The organism is Candidatus Alistipes pullistercoris, from assembly GCF_027665465.1.
In the GTDB taxonomy this organism is placed as follows: domain Bacteria; phylum Bacteroidota; class Bacteroidia; order Bacteroidales; family Rikenellaceae; genus Alistipes_A; species Alistipes_A hominis.
The window spans coordinates 65,929-85,190 of the sequence record NZ_JAQDED010000012.1 but is presented as its reverse complement, the minus strand read 5'-3'; the positions used below and the strand labels follow the sequence as shown (position 1 = coordinate 85,190).

The following is a 19,262-nucleotide window of genomic DNA, read 5'->3' as shown; positions in this document are numbered from 1 at the left end:
TGTCGGGGCGCTGGGCATTGCTTCGTACCGAGCATTACTGGAGCGACGGCCGCCGTCCGGGCGCGTGGCTTCCGGGCGAGATTTTCGAACCGGGCGTCGTCGTGTGGGATTTCGGCCCGGACGGTCTGCTGGACCGTTACGAATCGTATCTGAAAGTCGCTACGGTTCCCTATGCGTTCGACCGACCGCGCGGGTGGCTGCTGCACGAAGGCCGCCCGGTGCTGGTCGATAAGCTGACCCCGGTCGAACTGGAGTTTCTCGACTGGTCGGACATGGGGACGGGCCCCGTCGTGCGTTTCGTATTCAAAAAGGAGGAGTTCGTTTAGCGCCGGGAGCGCGCAAAAGAAGACCCTGCGGCCGCAACGGGAATTGCGGCCGCAGGGCTTCCTGCGTTTCGGTCGTCTGAAATCCGGCCGTACGGCGCGTCTGTGCCCGTGCGACCGGACGGTCAGCGGATTTCGTTCCGTCCGCTGCGAAGCGTCAGGTTCCGGTCGCCGTGGCGGTAAGTTTTTTCGAGTCCTTCGGGCAGGACGATCGCCCCGTTCTCCCGGAAAAGCCTTGCCCGTATTTCGTCTTACGAATATTTGCAGGCGTTGTCGATCTGTTTTTAGATGCAATTTTTTTGCAACTGATAATTTTTATATTTATATTGCGATAGATATGGAACGGAAAACGGATATAACTCAGGCAATCAAGACTGCGGGACTGAAAGTCACCCCGCAGCGCAGGACGGTTTACGAGGTGATGCAGGAGCTGCGGCATGCTTCCGTCGATACGGTTATCGAGAAAGTGCGCGAACGCAATCCGGATATCACGGTGTCGACTATTTACCGGATTCTGGATTCGTTTTGTAGGGCGAAGGTGCTCTCTTCGGTCGGCAATCCCGCCGATGGGAAACATTATTTCGACATAACGGTCGGGAATCACCATCACCTGTTCGACGGACAGAAGATTGCGGACTACGACGATCCGGAGCTTACACGGCTGATTTATCGCTATCTGGCAGGAAAATTGCCCGGCGACACGAATATCGACAAGATACAGGTGCAGATTATTATTAACCATTTAAAATCCGAATGATTATGGAAAAGAAAAAAATGACTACGGCTTCCGGTCGTCCAGTGGCCGATAACCAGAACGTACAGACGGCCGGCCGGCCGGGTCCGATGCTTCTGCAAGATCCCTGGTTTTTGGAAAAACTTTCGCATTTCGACCGCGAGGTGATCCCCGAACGGCGTATGCATGCCAAGGGTTCGGGCGCTTACGGTACGTTCACCGTGACGCACGACATTACCAAGTATACCCGCGCCTCGATCTTCTCGGAAGTAGGTAAGAAAACGGAATGCTTCGTGCGTTTTTCGACCGTCGCCGGCGAGCGCGGCGCAGCCGATGCAGAGCGCGACATTCGCGGTTTCGCCATGAAGTTCTATACCGAAACGGGCAACTGGGATCTGGTGGGCAACAACACCCCGGTTTTCTTCCTGCGCGATCCGCTGAAGTTCCCCGACCTGAACCACGTCGTCAAGCGCGATCCGCGCACCAACATGCACAGCGCCAACAGCAACTGGGACTTCTGGACTTCGTTGCCCGAAGCGCTTCATCAGGTGACTATTACCATGAGCGATCGCGGTATCCCCGCTTCGTACCGCCACATGCACGGTTTCGGCAGCCATACGTTCAGTTTTATCAACAAGGACAATGTACGCACCTGGGTGAAATTCCACTTCAAGACCCTGCAGGGGATCAAGAATCTTACCGACGAAGAAGCTATGGAATTGATCGGCCGCGACCGGGAATCGCATCAGCGGGACCTTTACGAAGCCATCGAGCGGGGCGACTTTCCGCGCTGGGAACTCAAAGTACAGTTGATGACCGAGCAGGAGGCCGACGGTTACCGCATCAATCCGTTCGACCTGACTAAGGTATGGCCGCATGCGGACTTTCCGCTGCACGATGTCGGCGTGTTGGAACTCAATCGCAATCCGGAAAACTATTTTGCCGAAGTCGAACAGTCGGCCTTTAATCCGATGAACGTGATCGACGGTATCGGTTTCTCGCCCGACAAGATGTTGCAGGGCCGCCTGTTCTCGTACCGCGATGCCCAGAACTACCGCCTCGGGGTCAACCACGGTCAGATTCCCGTGAACCGTCCCCGATGCCCGTTCCATTCGTACCACCGCGACGGGATGATGCGTACCGACGGTAACAATGGCTCGGCGATCGGTTATGAGCCCAACAGCTACGGCGAGTGGCAGGACAGCCCCGAAATGAAGGAACCGCCTTTGAAGCTGCACGGCGACGCTTACAACTACAACGAGCGCGAATACGACGAAGATTATTACAGTCAGCCGGGCGATCTGTTCCGATTGATGTCGCCCGGACAGCAGAAGGCGCTGTTCAAGAACACGGCGGCCAACATGGGCGACTCGGAACTGTTCATCAAGCAGCGGCACGTACGGAACTGCTATAAGGCCGATCCGGCTTACGGTCGAGGCGTGGCCGAGGCGCTGGGTATTTCGCTGGAAGATGCGCTCCAATCGGCAAAGTAATATTGTGAGAACGAACTAATCTCTTTTCCTGACGGGTATGCTGGTGGCGCTACTCGTGGCCGGGGCCCATCACTGACAAAATCGATGCTATTTATTTTTACTGCAAACGGGGGTACAAATTTGTACCCCCGTTTGCAGTAAAATGCTCCGTCCTGCCGGCTTTCGAAAAGGCGGTATGCCTCCCCGATCCGGCTCAATGGAAAGCGGTGCGTAATGAGCGGCATGGTGTCGATCTTGCCCTGTCCGATCGGGCGCAGTCGCAGCCATCCATGCCGCCGATACAGAAGGTGAGGTTCTTGCCATACATATCCGCTAAAAGCAGTGTCTGCGGCCGGTCGTAAAATGCCACTGCGGTGACGACGACCTTGGGCCGAACGCACTCCCAGGGCAAGCGGAGCGTATCGACGGCTCCCGCCGCTTCCAGCGCCGCGTCAGCCCTTCCGCGATCGCTGTGGTGCAGTGCGAAATCCCGGCATACCTCCGGTTCGGTAACCAGCGCATCGGAGTAATATTCCCGCACGAAACGAATCCATTCGGGCGACTTTTCACAGACGATGATGCGCCGGGAGTATTTCAGCAGCACGCAGAGTAGGGTGCAGTTCACAAAGCCGGGGCTTTATCGGTATAACGTTAAAATCTGTTAGGGCTTTGTGAAATCGCCGTTTTTTAAATCTGAGTATTTAGGATTATAAGCGCATTCGGTCACATTCCACCGCGTAGCATCGATATAAGGAACCAAAGCCGTGAACCCTGAGAAATCTTTCAGGCCTTTCAGGTTGTCGACGGTAACGCTGTTTACGGAAGTCAGCTTCCCGAAATCGAGCGATGTGATCGCCGTATTCGGCTTGAGAAGAGCTATGGTAGATGTCGGGCCGACAAAAAGATTTCCTCCGACGGCGGTAAGGGCCGGCATACCGATGGATTGCGGTGTGCCCGGACGTCCGGTTGCAAAAGTCATGTTGCCGCCGATCGTTTCCAGAGCAGGCAAGGTAAAAGACGTCGCTTTTGTCAAGGTGGTGATAACCGCTTCGAATTCGCCTCCCACCCGCTTTAGGTTCGGCATTTCGAAGGATGGGCAGCCGCCCATTTTGGTCAGGGTCAAATCACCGAGGATCTCTTCGACGGGCAGCGACACGGCATCGGACGGATTGGCGTTGATCGTCAATCCGCCCATTACCCGAAATCCTTCGATAACGGGCAGTTTAGTAGCCGAACTATTATTCAGGTTTAGCGTGCCTTCAAAACGGTCGGGACCGATGATCTTATCGATCAGCATACTGGAACCCGAAAGCGTGATATCGCCGGTGATGCCGGATTGGGTGAAGTCCAGTTCTCCTCCATCGACAGGAATATTGTTCAGTCCTAGACCGCCTATGTTTTTCAGAGTCCCCAGCTTGTCGAAAGAAAAGGTCAGTTCCTTCACCCCGTCCAGGCTCAGTATCCCGCCTACGGTTTCGAGTTTGCCGAATACGCCCAGATCGGACAGGGTCATCGAGGTCAAAGTAAGATCACTCGTCACGGTCGTCAGGGAGGAAAAGTCGAGCGAAGTGAGGCTGCTATTGCAAATGATGCTCCAGGCTTTTTTCAGCGTAGGGAATTTATAGGAGGTCAATTGGCTGCACCTCTTGAAGTCGATGCTATAGGAGGTCGTCTCTTCCAGCGCCGGACAAGAGAGTTCGGTAAACTCCCTGCAATCTTCCAAATATATTCCGCCCACGATTTTCAGGGCCGGAACATCCAACTCGACCAATTGTCGTAGACTGTATAAATATAACCGTTTCCCGATGGTTTGAAGCGCGCCCAGCGAGATTTTTTGCACCTGTGCCTGGTTATTGTTGAGCTGTTGAATCTGGAGTTCTCCACCGATCGAAACGAGGGCGGACAACGATATTTCTTCCATTTTGTCGGCTTTCAGTATGAAATCCCCGTCAACCCGTGAAAGGCCCGCAAGATCCAGCGACGTGAGTTCGCCGCTGCATATTTCGGCGTTCATGCTTACGGCCTCCAGCGCGGGCAACGAAAGGCTCTGCACCTCGTCGGCCAGACTGCTCAATCGAAGGGCTCCGGTGCGCTGTAGGTTTTCGAGCTTTATTTCCGGCAGGGTACAGTATTCGCCTATGGTCAGGATGTAACGCACGTTTTTAAGGTTCTGCAATCCGTCGAGATTGGTAATGGGATCGTCTTCCGACGTTTCGGTTCCGACCGACAGGTTCCCGTCGATCGTTTCTATGCCCATCGTCGCAAACGCATCTACCGACGCCTGGGTGTTCAATACGAAATCTCCTTTCGTGTCGGCTTCTGTACGTACCAGCGAATAATGATAGGTTCGCTGCGTCTGGTTGTACGATACGGCTGTGAAATCACGGGACGCCTCCCAATCCGTAATCGAAGCCGGATCGGGCGAAACCGCCACGTGTTCGCAGGTTTCCAATACGACCGCGGCTCCGGACAGATCGGCACCGGCCGGAACGGTAACGGTTATGTTGTTATCGGCGATAATAGCCGGCCACTCCTGCTCCCCGTTTACCAGTTTAAAAGAGGTGATATAGTTGTCGCTCCCTACGAAGTCGTTGTTCTCCTTTTCGCACCCTGCCAACAGCAGTGAAAAGAATGCGACGCACAGTAAATTGATCTTATTTTTCATGATATTTTGTACTGTTTGGTTAATTATTGCCTTCCGGAGTGTATTTTCCATCGAGCATATCCTGATAAGTCGGGTCGTAAACGCCTTGCCTTGTCTCCCATGTCGTCTCGTTCAGGCTCGGGATGACCTTTTTGAATGTCGAAAAATCGGTCATCCCGATGCGGCTGATATATACCGACCCGGCCGATTCAAGGTTGTCGAAATTCCAACTGGATATTCCCGTGCTTGCACCCAGATTACGGTTTATAATGGACAGTTTTCCTCCAACGGTCGTCAGGGCTGAGAAATCCAGCGATCCTGGGCCTGTTTGAGTGGATACTTCGATCTCTATACTCCCGCCTATCGAGGTCAGGGCGGGAACGGAAAATCCGTCCGGGAATATTCCTTTTATATCCAGATTGATACTGGCGTCACCGGTGATGGTTTCCAAAAGCGGGAAATTGAAAGTACGCACATCCTCCGCTTTGCTGGTGTAGAGTCCGCCGAAAGTCAGGCCGCCTATGCTGACCAGATTCTGAGCGTTTACCTTGCGGAAATATTGATGGTTCGTATATATGCGTAGTAAGCCTGTAATACGGGTAAGGTTCCCAAGGTCGGCCACCTCTATTCCCATCGTGGTGAACTGTAGGTTAAGGCTCCCGATCTGCTTGATCCCTTCGAAAAGGGGCATTTTCGTGACTCCGAAATAGTTGGTTCCGTCCATCGTAACGTCGCATTCGAGCACTTCGGGGCCGACGATCTTCGGCACGTTGAGCGTCGATCCGGTCAGTTGCAGTTTGGAAGTTACCTGAAGGTTCGTCAGGTCGAGTTCGCCGCTGATAGGGATGCGGTCGAGTATCAGTTCGCCTACGCTTTGCAGCGACTCCATTCCGTCGAAAGACTCGACCAGTTCCATATTCGTCAGGGATATTTTAGCCGCCGTTTTCAGGGACTTGAACCCGTCGAGGTTCATAATGGTCAGGGTCTGAAGGTCGAGGATGCCCACCTCGGCAAGGGCGGTGAAATCGACAAAACCTACCGTGCCGTCCAGGATATTGACGCTGCCCGCTTTTTTCAGGGTCGGAAATTGCACTTCCGACAGCGAATTGTTACCCGAGAGGGTCAGTTCCCCGGTCAGGTTTTCGAGTATCGTATTGGTCAAATTGGATATCTTGACACATCCGGTCATGCTGAATCCCCCGGCGGAGGCCAGATCAGGCAGATCGACCGCGGTCATCTGGGGAATATCCGAAAGGGAAAGCGTACCCCCCAACTCTTTCAGGGCCGGCAGGGAGAATGTCTCCAGTTTCGTACCGTTGCGGCCGGATGTAAACGAGAGGTCGCCCCGTACCGTCTCCAGCGAGGTCAGGTCTATGGCATTCAGTTCATCTGTATTGACGGTCATATTCCCGCCGACACGGACCAGTGCCGGCATTTCGATCCGCTGTATATGGGGTTGCCTGATCGTTATCCCGGATACTACTTCAGTCAGCGAGGGCAGGACGATGTTTTTCAGGTTTTTGCAGATAATATTATTGCCCCTGTCATCTGTCGTGCGCGTCAATCCGTACATGCTGCGAAGGCTTTTCAAGTTCAGGGTTTCCCCGGCGAACGTTTCGTTGACGATGACGTTATACTCGACCTCCAGCAGGTTTTCCAGTCCTTCCAGGTTGCGGATGGAATCGAAGGCCGGGCCCCCTTTTTCCGCGCCGATGATCAGGTTCCCCCGGATGACGTCTATTCCCGAACGGGCGAATGCGTCCACATCGGCCTGCGTGTTCAGTACGACGTTGCCGTCGGTGCTGACTTCGGGATGAATGATGCGGTAGCGGTAGATCCTGTCGCTGTTGTTATACGAAGTGGCGATGAACTGGTATTCTTCGCCCCAATCGGTTATGGTCGACGGATCGGGGGTCAGCCTCATGTTCTCGCACAGGACGATATCGGGTTTCCCCTGGCTCAGGTCGGTGCCTTTCGGGACGGTAAGACGGATCTCGTTATCCAGTATGACGGCCTTGTAATTTTCCGAACCCACTTTCATTTCGAACGATATGATGTGGTTGTCCGTTCCGGCGAAATCGCTCTCCTCCTTGCTGCATCCGGCCAGTATCAATCCGGCGAGCGAGGCGCAGAAAATATTTTTCAGTATATTTCTCATGGTTTAATGTTGTTAAGATTATTGAATCGCGGCTTCCGGATCGAGAGATGCGTAGCCGAATACCTCGGTCGAGTTTTCGCCCAGTGCGCCGGCCGAAACGTTCAGGGCCGTATGCACCTTGATAAAGTCGATATATTTCAGGTTTGCCGGTTTCCCGTCCGGGGTGATGGCGTCGCTGATACGGATACGGTTGCCCGAGGCAGTTTGCTGGGTCATGGGATTCTTTGTTGTTATGAGGTCTGTCGTACTGTAATTGTCCACATAGCCCCAGTCGAACGATTTGTTTTTCCAGATACCGCCTTCCTGCACCGTCCTCGGTTCGAGGCGCGTTCCGCGGAGCGTGTAGCTGTTCGGCCTGATCCATTTCGGATACATGGACGAAGTTCCGTGATTGATAAAGCCCATGCTGCCGTTGTTTCCCTGGTTGTCCGACCAGCGGATAGCGGATTTTTCGGAACGGTAATAAGTGATCGCGTAATCCTGGATCGTTTCGGGTTTGCCCGTTTCGCTGCCTTTCACTTCGTACCACGTATCGTTGGGAAGTCCGTCGCCATTCTCGTCCTGCATGACGTATACGATACCGGGTTCGGAACTTCCATCGAACGGGTTGCCGAACACACAGAAATCATAATCGCCGTTGCTGCTGACAATGCTGTGGCTGCAATATACGGTCAGGTAGCCGCCGAAACCGCCGAGGCTGACGTAGTTGCCTTCGTTCAGGCGTTTTTGGGCGTATGCATTGGCTTCTTCGTAGGTAGTCGCTTCATAACCCGCATTGACGAACTGGCCCGGAGCAGCCACGAATTCCATGACGGTAAAGCGTTCCGTGCCGGCATAAGGGCGGAAGCGGTTCATTTCATTGTCCGTACCGACGCAATTTACCTGGATCGTTGCGGATGCGGTATTGCTTTCGCTTTGGGTAAGATTCCGGGAAAACACGGACCGGACCTGTGGCGTATGATTGGTAACGGTCAATTTTACCGTGTATTCCTTTTGTTCCGCAGGCGTGAAATTGAAATACGGGGTTGTAACGCCTTCCTGCTCGATGTCGTCCACGCTCCAACTGTAAGTCGGATCGACCGCATTGACGATAATGGGCTTGAGGAAAACGGAACGCCCTTCCATTACTGTGCGGGGAGCCGATTTGATGTGGGAAACAGGATCGGTCGTCTCGATTCTAAGCGTCGGGCTCTCTTCGACGCGGACAATCGTTTCGTACTCGGTTGTTCCGTCTTCGTTGGTAGCCACAAGCTTTACCTGGTAATCGCCCGTTTCGGTCTTGGTGAAAACCTGATCTTTGTCCGTCCCCGCCTTTTCATTGTCGATATACCATTGGTAGGTCGCCCCCTCGCTGTTCTGTACATCGGGCGAAAGGGTCAGTTCCGTATTCACATAAGTGACGATACCGCCTTCGGGCACAGCCAACGATATGACGGGAGGCGCCATCTCAAGGACGTCGACGCGCATCTCTTTTTCGGCATAACCGTTCTTGGTGTCAACCCTCAGCGTAACGTAATACTCGCCCGTTTTGTCCGAGCGGAAAATACAGACCGGTTGCGTACAGATGATTTTCCCGTCCTGTTTCCACGAATATATGCCGCCGTCGCCGTGTTCCACGGTGGCTTCAAGCACGATATCGCGGTTGACCTTTCCGGTGTAGATGCTGGTCGAACTACTCAATGTGATTTTCGGCGCGAGTGCATCGTTCACATCGTCTTTGCTACAGGCTGCGAACAAAATACAGCCGAGCAACAGGCATAACCAAGATGTTTGGTACATGTTTTTCATAGCGTAATAAATTATAAATGTTGATTATGAACTATTCCAGAGGTCGGAGTTTCCGTTTGGTAAATGCAAAATGGGCGGGAATATCCCCCGTAGTAGCCGACCATTTTTTCATGCCTTGGGGCGAGAAGCAGTATATCGTTCCCGGTGTTACGTAGTCCCGGGCATCGGTAGCGAAGATTTCACGCGTAACGGGATTGACCGCTATCCCGTATGGTGAGACTATGCTTTTTTCCGTTCCGTCTTTAATAAAATTGCGGGAGACGATCTTTTTCGTTTTGACGTTGACGATGGCATACGATTTTTTCCATGAATTGGTAACGTAGCTCCATTCGTTACTGTAAACATAAAGGGAATCGCCGCACCGGGTCATTTCACTGTTGGGAAGCAGATCCAGCACGTCGGTCACTTTATCCGTCCGGCTGTCGATAACAAGGGTTTTCGACGATGTCCCGTAATAATCTCCGCGGGACGAAACCCATATCTGGCCGTAGACATCCAATTCCATTCGGTGGAGATTGATGACGCCGGTTTCTATTTTTTTTATTTCGGTGAATGTCTCCAGGTCGACCACCGACACCGTACAATCATAATTCGGGTACCGGTATCCGCCTGAATTGGCTACGTATAGTTTATCTCCGGCCACCACCATTTCTTCGGGCTGGTATCCGACATCGCATGTACCTATTATCTCGAGGGTTGCCGTATCTACCTTGGCAATGTATCCGAGCCGGTAATTAGGATCGGATTCCACTACCGGGCCAGCATAAGAACTCACATAAGCATATTTGCCTTTGAACGCGATATAGCGGCAGTTGGGAATAGAAAAAACACCAATGTGCTTAGCCGTATTCACATCCATTACTTCGACGAAATTGGAGCAGTTGATGACGGCATACAAACGGCTGCCGTATATCTGCAAATCATTGCCCACATCGCCGAGCTCTTTCACTACTCCCGGATTGCGTTCTGCATAAATATTTTTGGTATATACTCCGGTTTCATAATCGAAATAATCGAGCGTGGCTTTATTGTTGCCCATATTGCCTTCGTTGAGCAGGAAAAAACCCTTGATCTCGCCGGGATTTGGATCCGGATAAACTACCTGTAAGGATGTCGAAGGGACAATCTCCTCCTCTTTGCGACAGGATGTAACGCACACGATTGCCGCCAGTATCAGGACATATATCAGTTTGTTGTTTTTCATATCGTTATGTTTATTTTAATTTTTAAATTCGTCCCGTGCATCAGGTAGCACTTGGGCGATCTCGTATTGTTGGTTGAAAATATTGTTGACTTCAGCCGTAATCCGTATGCCTACCCGGTTCCACTGAAAATTCTTGGACAACGACATATCGCGGGTGTACCACGGCTGTGAGTTGTTCACCGGTATAGAGGCCATAATCTTTAGCCGATTGGAACCCTGCCGAGGAATTGCCGCACGTTCTATATCCGATATCCCAAAAGGGAAATCATGATTTTTCTTTTGTTGCAAGGTGTTTATTTTCAGTTGTTTGTGTGCAAAGTTATTCGTTTATACAATTTACCTCTGCAATTGACCGAACAGAACAAACGCACTGAATGTTTGAGAAAGTCAATTACCTACCGCCCGTGTTCCCGCAGGGGTAAATCTTCGTTGTCGCAAGGCAGGTCTTCTGACTCGTTTCCTCCGCTGCGCCTTCCCAGTTTAAAACCAGTGGCAAAGAGTGCGCGAAGTTGCCCAATCAGGGCTGAAACTCACAGCAACGGGTATTGTCGCCGATTCTCACGGCATTCCCTTATTATTTCCGGCAACAGAATAACTTCCGGAAAACCTTGCGACGCAAAGTTAAAAAAATATTTGTTTTATCGCTTTAAAATACAATGGAACATATTGCCAGATATGTGGAAGAAAGACATTTTATTCAAACGAGGACTTGCCGGTATCGGCTGGTGTCTGTCTTACCTGCTACGTAACGAGCAGGTCGAAAGCGACATGAATAGTATTTTGAGGGCTACCGATGCCGTGATTTTTCGGCGAATGGTTACGATGATTCAAGAGCCGCTACTACGGGATCTGTCCCGTTCGGTCGGGATCGGACTCTATGCAGTGAACAGGGATAGTCGTTTGTTTCAGGAGTTGTTGCGACGTTATGTTCTGGAATTATGTAGTCTGAGACAAAGGATCTAAGTACTCGCACAGCCGTTTGGAACGATTGCGGGCTTTATTCGACCGAAGGGTAAAATTGCAGATAAGCATCCCGATATCGCGCATTCATTCGATGTGCAAGACTATTTTTACGATTTACTGGAAGTCATGCCTATACAGGATCTCGATCTGAAATCGCAGTTTCTTATGGTAGATAAGGAAATTTGTCGTCCCGTAGCACTGAACGAACTGAATCGCCGCGCCCGCTGGACGGTCGAAAATGTGAAAGTCCTGCAATCTGAGGGGGCCGTACAGGCATTCAATACCAGTGTAACTTCATATGTTAACAACTCTACTCGGCTGTTCCGCTCCGTTCCAGTAACTCCAGAAGCGGCGGGGCGATTTCAATCTGTTCGCATTTGAGGGACGAAATCAATTCCTTTCCCTTCGGGGTTAACGAAAAATACATCTGACGCTTGTCTTTTGTGCCTATCACGCGCTCGACCAGTCCTTTTTTCTCGACCGAGCCGATCACTTTCGAGTTGTTCGACGAAGTCAGTCCCAACAGCTCGCCGATTTCTCCCGAAGAGAGGCTGCCGGCTTTGAGCAACGAACACAGCGCCATTCCTTCGTTCAAACAAATTCCGTATGTTTTTTCAAATCCTTGCTCGAATTGGTTGACTGCGCGCTGAATGTCGCGTATTTTACATAGTCTATCCATGTCTTTGACGTTTCGATGCATGTTGCAGTATTTTAGTTATTTACCGCATTCGGTTTTCAAAAAGTTATTTATTGTCTTTTCTCTTTTTGGAACAGCCCGAACAACAGCGCCCGTCGACGCATTCCGGGCGACGAGGCGATCGGGCTCGCAGCCTACAAGTCCTCGATAGAGATCTCCGCCGGGTGAATCGTGGCAATACTGAGCCGGATGATCCCAAACCTGTTCATGATCCTTTCCGTTTAGAATGCAAAAGCGGCATGTACGCCGGCCGACACATGGGAGTGATCCCGCGTCCATGCGTAACCTACGACCGGGCCGAAATGAAAGCCCCCCAGATGAATCGCTTCGTAAACGGCCTCGGTGTGCAGGGAAAACTTCGCTTTGTCGACGATCGATATGCCCGGCATCAGCGACAGTTGAAGATCGTTCAGTACCTGAAATCTCGCTCCTGCGCCGATCTCCCAATGACGCTCCTCGCCGGGAATGAATTCTATTCCGGCGCCCAGGGCCCAGCGACTGTGCGGGGCGAGCGTCCTGAAATAGTGCGCGTGGATCGCCGGAGCCCACTCTTTATGCTCGATGCCGTATGCCGCGCCGAGGCTCAGTCCTGCTTCGTTTCGCGGGTGGGCGTGCTCTCCGTGTCCCGCTCGCTCTTGCGCCCGGAGACCGAGGACGGAGGTTGCCGCCGCGAGAACGACTAAAATTCCTTTTTTCATAGCATATGTCGGTTTTAGACGAACAGGTTTACATTCGCTCCTTCGGCACGCTCCATGTAGGTCGCAACGCCGCCTACGGTCGCTTCGTCCAACAGCTCTTCGCGTTTGACACCCATGACGTCCATCGACATCTGGCAGGCGATAAATTCCACGCCGCTGTCTATGGCCTGTTGCCGTAACGATTCGAGCGAGTCGATACCCTTTCGTTTCATGATGTGGCGCATCATCCGGTCGCCGATTCCCAGCATACTCATTTTGGAAAGGTGTAATTTCAGTGAACTTGACGGTAGCATCATGCCGAACATGCGTCCGAAAATATCCTTTTTTACCTTCGGCTTAGCGACTTTCTTGATCACGTTCAATCCCCAGAACGTAAAGAATATCGACACCTTCTGTCCGGTAGCCGCCGCGCCGTTGGCCAGCACGAATGTGGCCAAGGCTTTATCCAGGTCGTCGCTGAACATGATGAGCGTTTTGGCTTTGCCGTCGCACGAGGTGGCCGTCCTGCACGCTTGGGGCGAACCTTTTTCAATGACGACCGTATATTTGCCCTTTTCTTCCGAATTGGATATCAGGATGTTTCCGGTCGTGTTGCACCATGCCTGCGCGTCGCGCGAGAATCCGGCGTCGGTGGCGACCATTTCGATTCGTTCGCCTTCGCCGATCGAGTCGATCGCCTGTTTGATCTTCATGACCGGGCCGGGGCACTGCAATCCGCAGGCGTCGATTTTCAAGGTTTTTATCCGCTCCCCGGTATGCTGCGTATCCGTTTTGCCATTCGTTCTGATCGTCGCCGTTTTATTTTCGATCGGCGCGGTCGCCGTCGCATAGGTTTTGTATCCGCCCGACAAGTTTTTGACACGGGTAAACCCGTGTCCCGTCAGAATTTTCAAGGCCAGGTATCCCCGTAGACCAACGGCGCAATAGATGTAAATCTCTTTGTCGCGCGGCAGTTCGCCGATCCGGCCGCGAAGCTCGTCCAGCGGAATGTTCACCGAACCGGGGATCGCTCCGAAGGCGTGTTCCTCGCGGGTACGCACATCCAGAAACAGCGTGTCGCAGCGATCCGCTTCCGCCATTTGCCGCCAGGTCGCCACAGGCATCGCCCCGCTGATGATGTTGCCGGCCACATAGCCGGCTATGGCGATCGGGTCTTTTGCCGATGAAAAAGGAGGGGCGTAAGCGTGCTCGACTTTTATCAGATCGTAAACCGTGCCTCCCTGCTTGATCAGCAGGGCAATCTGGTCGATACGCTTGTCCGCTCCGTCGTAGCCCACGCACTGACCGCCGTAGAGTTTGCCGCTCGCGGGGTCGAAGGTCAGCTTGAGGGTCAGCGGCAACGCATCGGGATAGTACCCCGCATGCGAGGCCGAATGGGTGGTCGAACTGGCATACGGAATGCCGAACTGTTTGAGCCGCTTGGCCGCAAGTCCGGTCGAAGCCACCGTCATATCGAACACCTTGGCGATAGAAGTTCCTATCGCCCCTTCATATCGGGTCGTATTGCCGAAGACCATGTTGTCCGCCACGATGCGTCCCTGGCGGTTGGCGGGATTGGCCAGGTAATTTAGCCAGGGTTTGCCTGTCAGCGGATGCGGAAATTCGATGGCGTCTCCCACAGCATAAACATCCGCCGCCGAAGTCTGAAGATAGTCGTCCACCCAGATGCCTCCCGTCTCGCCGATCCTGAGTCCGGCTGCTTTGGCCAGTGCCGTTTCGGGACGGATGCCGATCGAAAGGATAACCAGGTCGGTCGCGATACTCTTCCCGCTTGTGAAAAAGACCTCGATTTTGTCGTCCCGTTTTTCGAAGCGTTCGACGCTCTGCTCCAAATAAAGGTGCACCCCTTTTTGTAACAAGTGTTGGTGCACATGCGAGGCGATGGAGAAATCGACCGGCGCCATCACCTGATTGCCCATCTCTACGATCGACACTCCCGCTCCCGCGCGATGCAAGTTCTCGGCCATTTCCAATCCGATAAATCCCGCGCCCACGACGACAGCGCTGGCGACCGTTCGTGTAGTTATATAGTTTTTGATACGGTCCGTATCGTCGACGTTTCTCAGGGTGAAAATTCCTTCGCTGTCGATGCCCTTCAGCGGCGGACGCACAGGCGAAGCGCCCGGCGACAGGAGCAGCTTGTCGTAGCTTTCCGTATAGGTCGATCCATCCGCACGGCGCACTTCGACGCTCTTTGCCGCGGTATCGATGCCTACCGCCTCGTTTTCGATCCGCACGTCGATATTGAATCGTCCGCCGAACGAAGCCGGGGTCTGTAAAAAGAGTTTTTCCCGTTCGGCGATCGCGCCGCCGATATAATACGGCAGACCGCAGTTGGCGTACGAGATGTATTTGCCTTTTTCGAGTAGGACGATCTCGGCCTCCTCGTCTGCCCGACGAATCCTGGCCGCCGCGGTTGCACCTCCCGCGACGCCTCCGATAATGATATGTTTCATATAGCCTGTTTGAAAATTATTTACAATGCGATCTAATGGAAGATACTTCTGTAGGAAAGTAATGGCGCAAAGGTGCGAATTGTTTTCCGATAAAACAAGATTCCTGTGGAAAATAATTTCCGGATTTGTATCGTTGTTCTTTTAATGATTTTATAATTAGTATATTATGTCTTTTGTGGGGCGGGTATGCGTTTAAAAATAATGACGTGACAACAGATGAGGGGCGGGAAATAGGTCTTTTTGAAACGGTCAATAGGGCCGGAACGACTTAAAATATGCTATCTTTGCGGCTCAGCCGTAAATTGACATGAAGTGAAAACAAAAAGAATTACCGAACGCGATTACGTCAAAGCCAGTCGCAGAGGAAGCCGCGAGGCCGAGATCGAGAATCACAACCGTCCGATCTGTTTCAGTCGGATACACAAATCGAAAAAGGTCTACGACCGCAAACGTCGGAAGGCAGATGATAAAAGGCATCTGCCTTCGTCGTTTTACCGGGTCGGACGAATTTGGTAAGCGGACGGTGTCGATATTAAAGATATTTTCCGTCAAGGGAATATCCCTGATTCGTTGCGTTCCGCACTTTATTCGCACAAATCCGGCAGTATAGAATCCCAAAATATTACGGTGTTTCACCGAAAAAGATCTAGGCGCTTTGTCCGTTATTCTGAGCGATCAAAAAGTCAATCGGTTTCTACCGAATTATTTTTATTAAATTTACGGTTGTAGCCGTTCGTCGACGAAAGCCGGAGAATCGTATCGTGCGGGGCCGGGTTCTGCGGTTGCGCGTGAAACGCGCCGGGCGTCGAAAGGGATCGGTTCTTCGATTCGGCAGGACGGCGCGTTTCGTGGCAAAGTATTTGATAAGCTTGTAGTTGGTATGAATTTAAATTGAATGTTATGTTATATCGTTTTTTATTTCCCGTTAGACCGGAAGGCGCGAAGACGTCGCTGTTATTGTTGGCGGCGAGGGTTATTTTCGGCGTATTGCTGATGTCGCACGGGTTGCAGAAGTGGGCCGGATTCGCGCAGATGGCCGATGTCTTTCCCGATCCGTTGGGCGTCGGCAGCCGTTTCTCGCTGATGCTGGCCATATTCGGCGAGCTGGTTTGTTCGTTCGGTTTTTTGATCGGCTTTTTGTACCGCCTCGCGATGATCCCGATGATTTTTACGATGGCGATGGCCTTTTTCGTGATTCATAGCCAGGATGCCTTTGCCGTTCGCGAGTTGGCGTTGGTGTACCTGGTCGTTTTCGTGCTGATGTACATCGCGGGGCCGGGCAAGTTCGCCGTCGATCGGTATTTTGCGGTGAAAGAGCGCGGCCGCTGAGCCGACGAACCGGCGGCAGGCGCGCGGGGAACGGGCTTCGCTCGCTGCGCGTGTCGCGTTTCAGATAGATAAAAGATGAACTGATGGAAGAATTCGGATCGATTTGCCGGGAGGTGCTTTTGTGGCCCGAAGGCGTGCCTTCGTCCAACGGCCTTTCTGGAGCGGAGCAGACGCTCGGGCCGGGACTGATCGGCAATGTTTCCGTCCCCGTGTTATACGTTTATCCGGCCTCGCAGCCGTGCGGGCAAGCCGTTATCCTGTGTCCGGGCGGAGGATTTCGGGGCGTGGCCGTGGAGCACGAGGGCCGCGCTTTCGCATCGTGGTTCAACGAGCGGGGCATTACGCTGGCCGTATTGAAATACAGGTTGCCGAACGGCCGCCGCGAGATTCCCGGAGAGGATATCCGCCGGGCGGTACGCCTGTTGGAAGAGCGTTCCGGAGAGTTGCGCATCCGGTCTCTGGGGGTGATGGGGGCCTCCATCGGAGGCTATGTCGCGGCGTCGGCGGCCCTGTTCCCGGAGACGGGAATGCGACCGGATTTTCAAATCCTGCTTTATCCGGTTATCAGTATGCGGGACGGGCTGACGCATCTTCCCTCGCGCGAGCGGTTGATGGGACCGCACCCTTCCGGGGATGAGATCGCCGCATGTTCGCTCGACCGGTATGTTTCCCCGGAGACGCCGGCCGCCTTTATCGCGCTGGCCGGGGACGACCAGGCCGTTACGCCCGAAAACAGCCTGCTGTATTACCGGGCCCTGATGGATAATCGGGTTCCCGCTTCGCTGCATATCTATCCCGAGGGGGGACACGGTTTCGGGTTCAGCGATACGTTCCGCTATAAGCGGCAATGGCTCGCCGAACTGGAGAAATGGCTCGACGGGTTGAGGTAGCGCTATTTTGCGACGGGCGTCCGCCATAAGAAAACCGTTGCGCGGAATGCGGTCGGAAATGCGTCTTCGTATTTTGCCGGATTCTCCCGGGGCCCGTTTATTTGCGGGGCAGGGCGATTTCGGGCAGCGGGCCGGGGGCGACCGGTTCGACGTTGATCAGCCGCAGGTTGTCGAATACGGTCTGCTGCGCCACTTGTCGCAGGTATTCCGCCTGCTGCTGCGGAACGCCCGCCCGGATCTCCGAGGCGTACGGTTTGCCGTAGATAACGCTGAAAATTACGTTCGCCGCGAGCAGCGTGCCCGCTTCCGACGGATGGCTTCCGTCCGGCATATACAGTTCGTATTCGGGTTTCTCGCTCCGTACCCGCATCCAGGCCAGTCCTACCGGCGCGCACCAGCCGCCGCTGCGGTAAGCCATCTCCAGGTAACTGGTCGCCAACCGCTGCTGCATACCTTCGTAGGTCGCTACCGGCGGATAGTGGTTCCCGTAAGTCTTACTGCCTTCTTTGCGTCCCCAGGTCATGTAATAGATTACCCGCGCCTGCGGACTTCCGGCGTGAACGAGACTGTCCAGCGTCCGGGCGGGCCGGTACGTTCCCTCGGCGACCAGTTCGGTCGGCAGGGCCGGGGCTTCGCTCTGCTCCTGTAGGACGACGTAGTCCCATCCTCCGGCGGCGAGCATCCGAAGCAGTTTCCCGTTTTGCAGGTGGCCGGTAAAGCGTTGGCTGCCCTTGGTGCAGGCCGTCGCGTCGATCGGAAAGCCGACGCTTTCGCCGATTTGCGACACCAGATCGGGAAGGTTATGATAAAAGGTATAACTGTTTCCGATGAAGAGCACTCGGATCGGTTGGGATTTCTGGGCCGCCAGGGCGGTTCCGGCAAGCAGGAAGACGAAAAGCAGAATTTTTTTCATGATAAAGGATTTTGGTGGTTACGGTAACGGTTCAAATCCCATGCCCGGCGGATCGTTCCGCCGGAGCCGCTCGTTCGCCGCATTACCGCAGGATCAGCCCCGCGGTTAGCAGTATTCCGAAAATCAAGATGTTACGGGACGTTTTTCCCAGGATGAGATTCAGTTCCCGGCCTTCGCGGATTCGTACCATCCGTCGCCAGGCTGCCAGGTGAAACGGCAGGTAGGCCAGCGGGAGTAGCCCCGCCGCGAAATACCCGCCGGAGAGCAGCGTCAGACAGAGTCCTGAGGCGACTATTCCCAGCGTCAGGTACGCCAGGCTGCCCGCTTTCGGGCCGAAACGCACGACCAACGTCCGTTTGCCGCTCTGCGCATCCTGCTCGCGATCCCGGTAGTTGTTTACCATCAGCAGCGTATCGATCACCATTCCGCAGGCCAGCGAGACGACCGTTACTTCGGTCGTCCATCCGTGACACAGCACATAGTAGGTGACTCCGACCGGAACGAAACCGAAAAAGACGATCACCAGCCCGTCGCCCCAGCCGTGGTAGGCCAGCGGGTACGGCCCGGCGGTGTACAGGAATGCGAATACGACGCAGACCGCTCCGACGACGATCAACTCGGTTCCTCCGTAAAAAAGCAGGCAAAGGCCCGTCGCGCAGGCGGTCGCGGTAATCAGGGCGATTCCCCGTTTCATGGCGCGCGGCGAAATCCAGCCCTGCGCGCAGGCTCGTTCGGGCCCGAGGCGGTCTTTGCGGTCGCTTCCTTTGCGGTAGTCGAACAGGTCGTTGATCAGATTTGCGTCGATCTGCATCAGCAGCGCGAACAGCAGGCAGAGCAGAGCGGGAATCCACCGGAATCCGCCTTCCGCCAGCGCCAGCGCGCATCCCAGCAGTACGGGAACGGCTGCCGCGGGGAGCGTTTTCGGGCGCGCCGCAAGTATCCAGGCGCGCATCGAGTGGGGGCGGACGGTTTGTTTCATAGGGTGTGGTATATT

At 53.7% G+C, this 19,262-nt stretch carries 16 protein-coding genes, 1 pseudogene and 1 riboswitch; of the genes and pseudogenes, 6 read left to right on the top strand and 11 right to left on the bottom strand.

The features are described 5' to 3' along the window. The 3 genes from PGR91_RS12955 to PGR91_RS12945 form a co-directional block, all read left to right on the top strand. Positions 1-326: hypothetical protein (locus tag PGR91_RS12955; protein WP_270399380.1), on the top strand; the 326-nt coding region annotated here is incomplete at its 5' end. A 334-nt stretch (positions 327-660) separates the two neighbouring features. Beyond that, positions 661-1,080 carry a Fur family transcriptional regulator gene (locus PGR91_RS12950; protein ID WP_118657256.1) on the top strand — a complete coding sequence of 140 codons (420 nt, stop codon included), beginning with the start codon at positions 661-663 and terminating at the stop codon, positions 1,078-1,080. 2 nt (positions 1,081-1,082) lie between these two features. Continuing rightward, on the top strand, positions 1,083-2,549 hold the full coding sequence (locus PGR91_RS12945; protein ID WP_101573923.1) for a catalase: 1,467 nt from the start codon (positions 1,083-1,085) through the stop codon (positions 2,547-2,549). Between the two features lie 146 nt (positions 2,550-2,695). On the opposite strand, the pseudogene PGR91_RS12940 reads toward PGR91_RS12945, so the two are convergent. From PGR91_RS12940 to PGR91_RS12900, 9 genes and pseudogenes are all read right to left on the bottom strand, one after another. Then, positions 2,696-3,147 (bottom strand): annotated as a pseudogene (locus PGR91_RS12940) (alcohol dehydrogenase); the annotation flags it as partial. A gap of 42 nt (positions 3,148-3,189) precedes the next feature. After that, positions 3,190-5,193, bottom strand: a complete 2,004-nt coding sequence (locus PGR91_RS12935; protein ID WP_118657255.1) for a hypothetical protein — start codon at positions 5,191-5,193, stop codon at positions 3,190-3,192. Between the two features lie 19 nt (positions 5,194-5,212). Then, positions 5,213-7,330, bottom strand: a complete 2,118-nt coding sequence (locus tag PGR91_RS12930; protein WP_259336748.1) for a hypothetical protein — start codon at positions 7,328-7,330, stop codon at positions 5,213-5,215. Positions 7,331-7,348: 18 nt separating this feature from the next. Continuing rightward, positions 7,349-9,118 (bottom strand): PKD-like domain-containing protein, encoded by a 1,770-nt coding sequence (locus PGR91_RS12925; RefSeq protein ID WP_118657254.1) that lies wholly within the window; start codon positions 9,116-9,118, stop codon positions 7,349-7,351. 31 nt (positions 9,119-9,149) lie between these two features. Then, positions 9,150-10,322, bottom strand: a complete 1,173-nt coding sequence (locus PGR91_RS12920) for a YncE family protein (protein ID WP_101573929.1) — start codon at positions 10,320-10,322, stop codon at positions 9,150-9,152. Positions 10,323-10,337: 15 nt separating this feature from the next. Next, the gene (locus PGR91_RS12915) at positions 10,338-10,517 is read right to left on the bottom strand and encodes a hypothetical protein (RefSeq protein WP_145996580.1); all 180 of its coding nucleotides are present in this window, start codon (positions 10,515-10,517) and stop codon (positions 10,338-10,340) included. Between the two features lie 225 nt (positions 10,518-10,742). Next, positions 10,743-10,948, bottom strand: a riboswitch (cobalamin riboswitch). A 647-nt stretch (positions 10,949-11,595) separates the two neighbouring features. Next, a complete protein-coding gene (locus PGR91_RS12910; RefSeq protein WP_055205163.1) occupies positions 11,596-11,964 on the bottom strand; it encodes a winged helix DNA-binding protein in 369 nt (122 codons plus the stop codon). A gap of 239 nt (positions 11,965-12,203) precedes the next feature. Then, a complete protein-coding gene (locus tag PGR91_RS12905) occupies positions 12,204-12,680 on the bottom strand; it encodes a hypothetical protein (RefSeq protein WP_118657253.1) in 477 nt (158 codons plus the stop codon). 14 nt (positions 12,681-12,694) lie between these two features. Further along, positions 12,695-15,136: an FAD-dependent oxidoreductase gene (locus PGR91_RS12900; protein ID WP_118657252.1), complete on the bottom strand. Its 2,442-nt coding sequence runs from the start codon at positions 15,134-15,136 to the stop codon at positions 12,695-12,697. A 312-nt stretch (positions 15,137-15,448) separates the two neighbouring features. Between PGR91_RS12900 and PGR91_RS12895 the strand changes: the two genes are divergently transcribed. The 3 genes from PGR91_RS12895 (at position 15,449) to PGR91_RS12885 (ending at position 17,355) form a co-directional block, all read left to right on the top strand. Then, positions 15,449-15,652 (top strand): hypothetical protein, encoded by a 204-nt coding sequence (locus PGR91_RS12895; RefSeq protein ID WP_118657251.1) that lies wholly within the window; start codon positions 15,449-15,451, stop codon positions 15,650-15,652. Between the two features lie 384 nt (positions 15,653-16,036). Continuing rightward, positions 16,037-16,465: a DoxX family protein gene (locus PGR91_RS12890; RefSeq protein WP_101573941.1), complete on the top strand. Its 429-nt coding sequence runs from the start codon at positions 16,037-16,039 to the stop codon at positions 16,463-16,465. An 83-nt stretch (positions 16,466-16,548) separates the two neighbouring features. After that, positions 16,549-17,355, top strand: coding sequence for an alpha/beta hydrolase (locus tag PGR91_RS12885; RefSeq protein WP_101573943.1), 807 nt, complete (start codon positions 16,549-16,551; stop codon positions 17,353-17,355). Positions 17,356-17,452: 97 nt separating this feature from the next. Here the strand turns inward: PGR91_RS12885 and PGR91_RS12880 are convergent, their stop codons facing one another. Then, positions 17,453-18,268 (bottom strand): hypothetical protein, encoded by an 816-nt coding sequence (locus PGR91_RS12880; RefSeq protein WP_055205090.1) that lies wholly within the window; start codon positions 18,266-18,268, stop codon positions 17,453-17,455. A gap of 82 nt (positions 18,269-18,350) precedes the next feature. Then, positions 18,351-19,247, bottom strand: a complete 897-nt coding sequence (locus PGR91_RS12875) for a 1,4-dihydroxy-2-naphthoate polyprenyltransferase (protein ID WP_118657250.1) — start codon at positions 19,245-19,247, stop codon at positions 18,351-18,353. Between the last annotated feature and the right edge of the window lie 15 nt (positions 19,248-19,262).

Excerpts from the sequence above, each read along its gene's own strand:
- PGR91_RS12935 (WP_118657255.1), bottom strand. The coding sequence starts at position 5,193 with ATGAAAAATAAGATCAATTTACTGTGCGTCGCATTCTTTTCACTGCTG.
- PGR91_RS12875 (WP_118657250.1), bottom strand. The coding sequence starts at position 19,247 with ATGAAACAAACCGTCCGCCCCCACTCGATGCGCGCCTGGATACTTGCG.
- PGR91_RS12910 (WP_055205163.1), bottom strand. The coding sequence starts at position 11,964 with ATGGATAGACTATGTAAAATACGCGACATTCAGCGCGCAGTCAACCAA.
- PGR91_RS12930 (WP_259336748.1), bottom strand. The coding sequence starts at position 7,330 with ATGAGAAATATACTGAAAAATATTTTCTGCGCCTCGCTCGCCGGATTG.
- PGR91_RS12890 (WP_101573941.1), top strand. The coding sequence starts at position 16,037 with ATGTTATATCGTTTTTTATTTCCCGTTAGACCGGAAGGCGCGAAGACG.
- PGR91_RS12915 (WP_145996580.1), bottom strand. The coding sequence starts at position 10,517 with ATGGCCTCTATACCGGTGAACAACTCACAGCCGTGGTACACCCGCGAT.
- PGR91_RS12945 (WP_101573923.1), top strand. The coding sequence starts at position 1,083 with ATGGAAAAGAAAAAAATGACTACGGCTTCCGGTCGTCCAGTGGCCGAT.
- PGR91_RS12880 (WP_055205090.1), bottom strand. The coding sequence starts at position 18,268 with ATGAAAAAAATTCTGCTTTTCGTCTTCCTGCTTGCCGGAACCGCCCTG.
- PGR91_RS12925 (WP_118657254.1), bottom strand. The coding sequence starts at position 9,118 with ATGAAAAACATGTACCAAACATCTTGGTTATGCCTGTTGCTCGGCTGT.
- PGR91_RS12950 (WP_118657256.1), top strand. The coding sequence starts at position 661 with ATGGAACGGAAAACGGATATAACTCAGGCAATCAAGACTGCGGGACTG.
- PGR91_RS12920 (WP_101573929.1), bottom strand. The coding sequence starts at position 10,322 with ATGAAAAACAACAAACTGATATATGTCCTGATACTGGCGGCAATCGTG.
- PGR91_RS12900 (WP_118657252.1), bottom strand. The coding sequence starts at position 15,136 with ATGAAACATATCATTATCGGAGGCGTCGCGGGAGGTGCAACCGCGGCG.
- PGR91_RS12885 (WP_101573943.1), top strand. The coding sequence starts at position 16,549 with ATGGAAGAATTCGGATCGATTTGCCGGGAGGTGCTTTTGTGGCCCGAA.
- PGR91_RS12905 (WP_118657253.1), bottom strand. The coding sequence starts at position 12,680 with ATGAAAAAAGGAATTTTAGTCGTTCTCGCGGCGGCAACCTCCGTCCTC.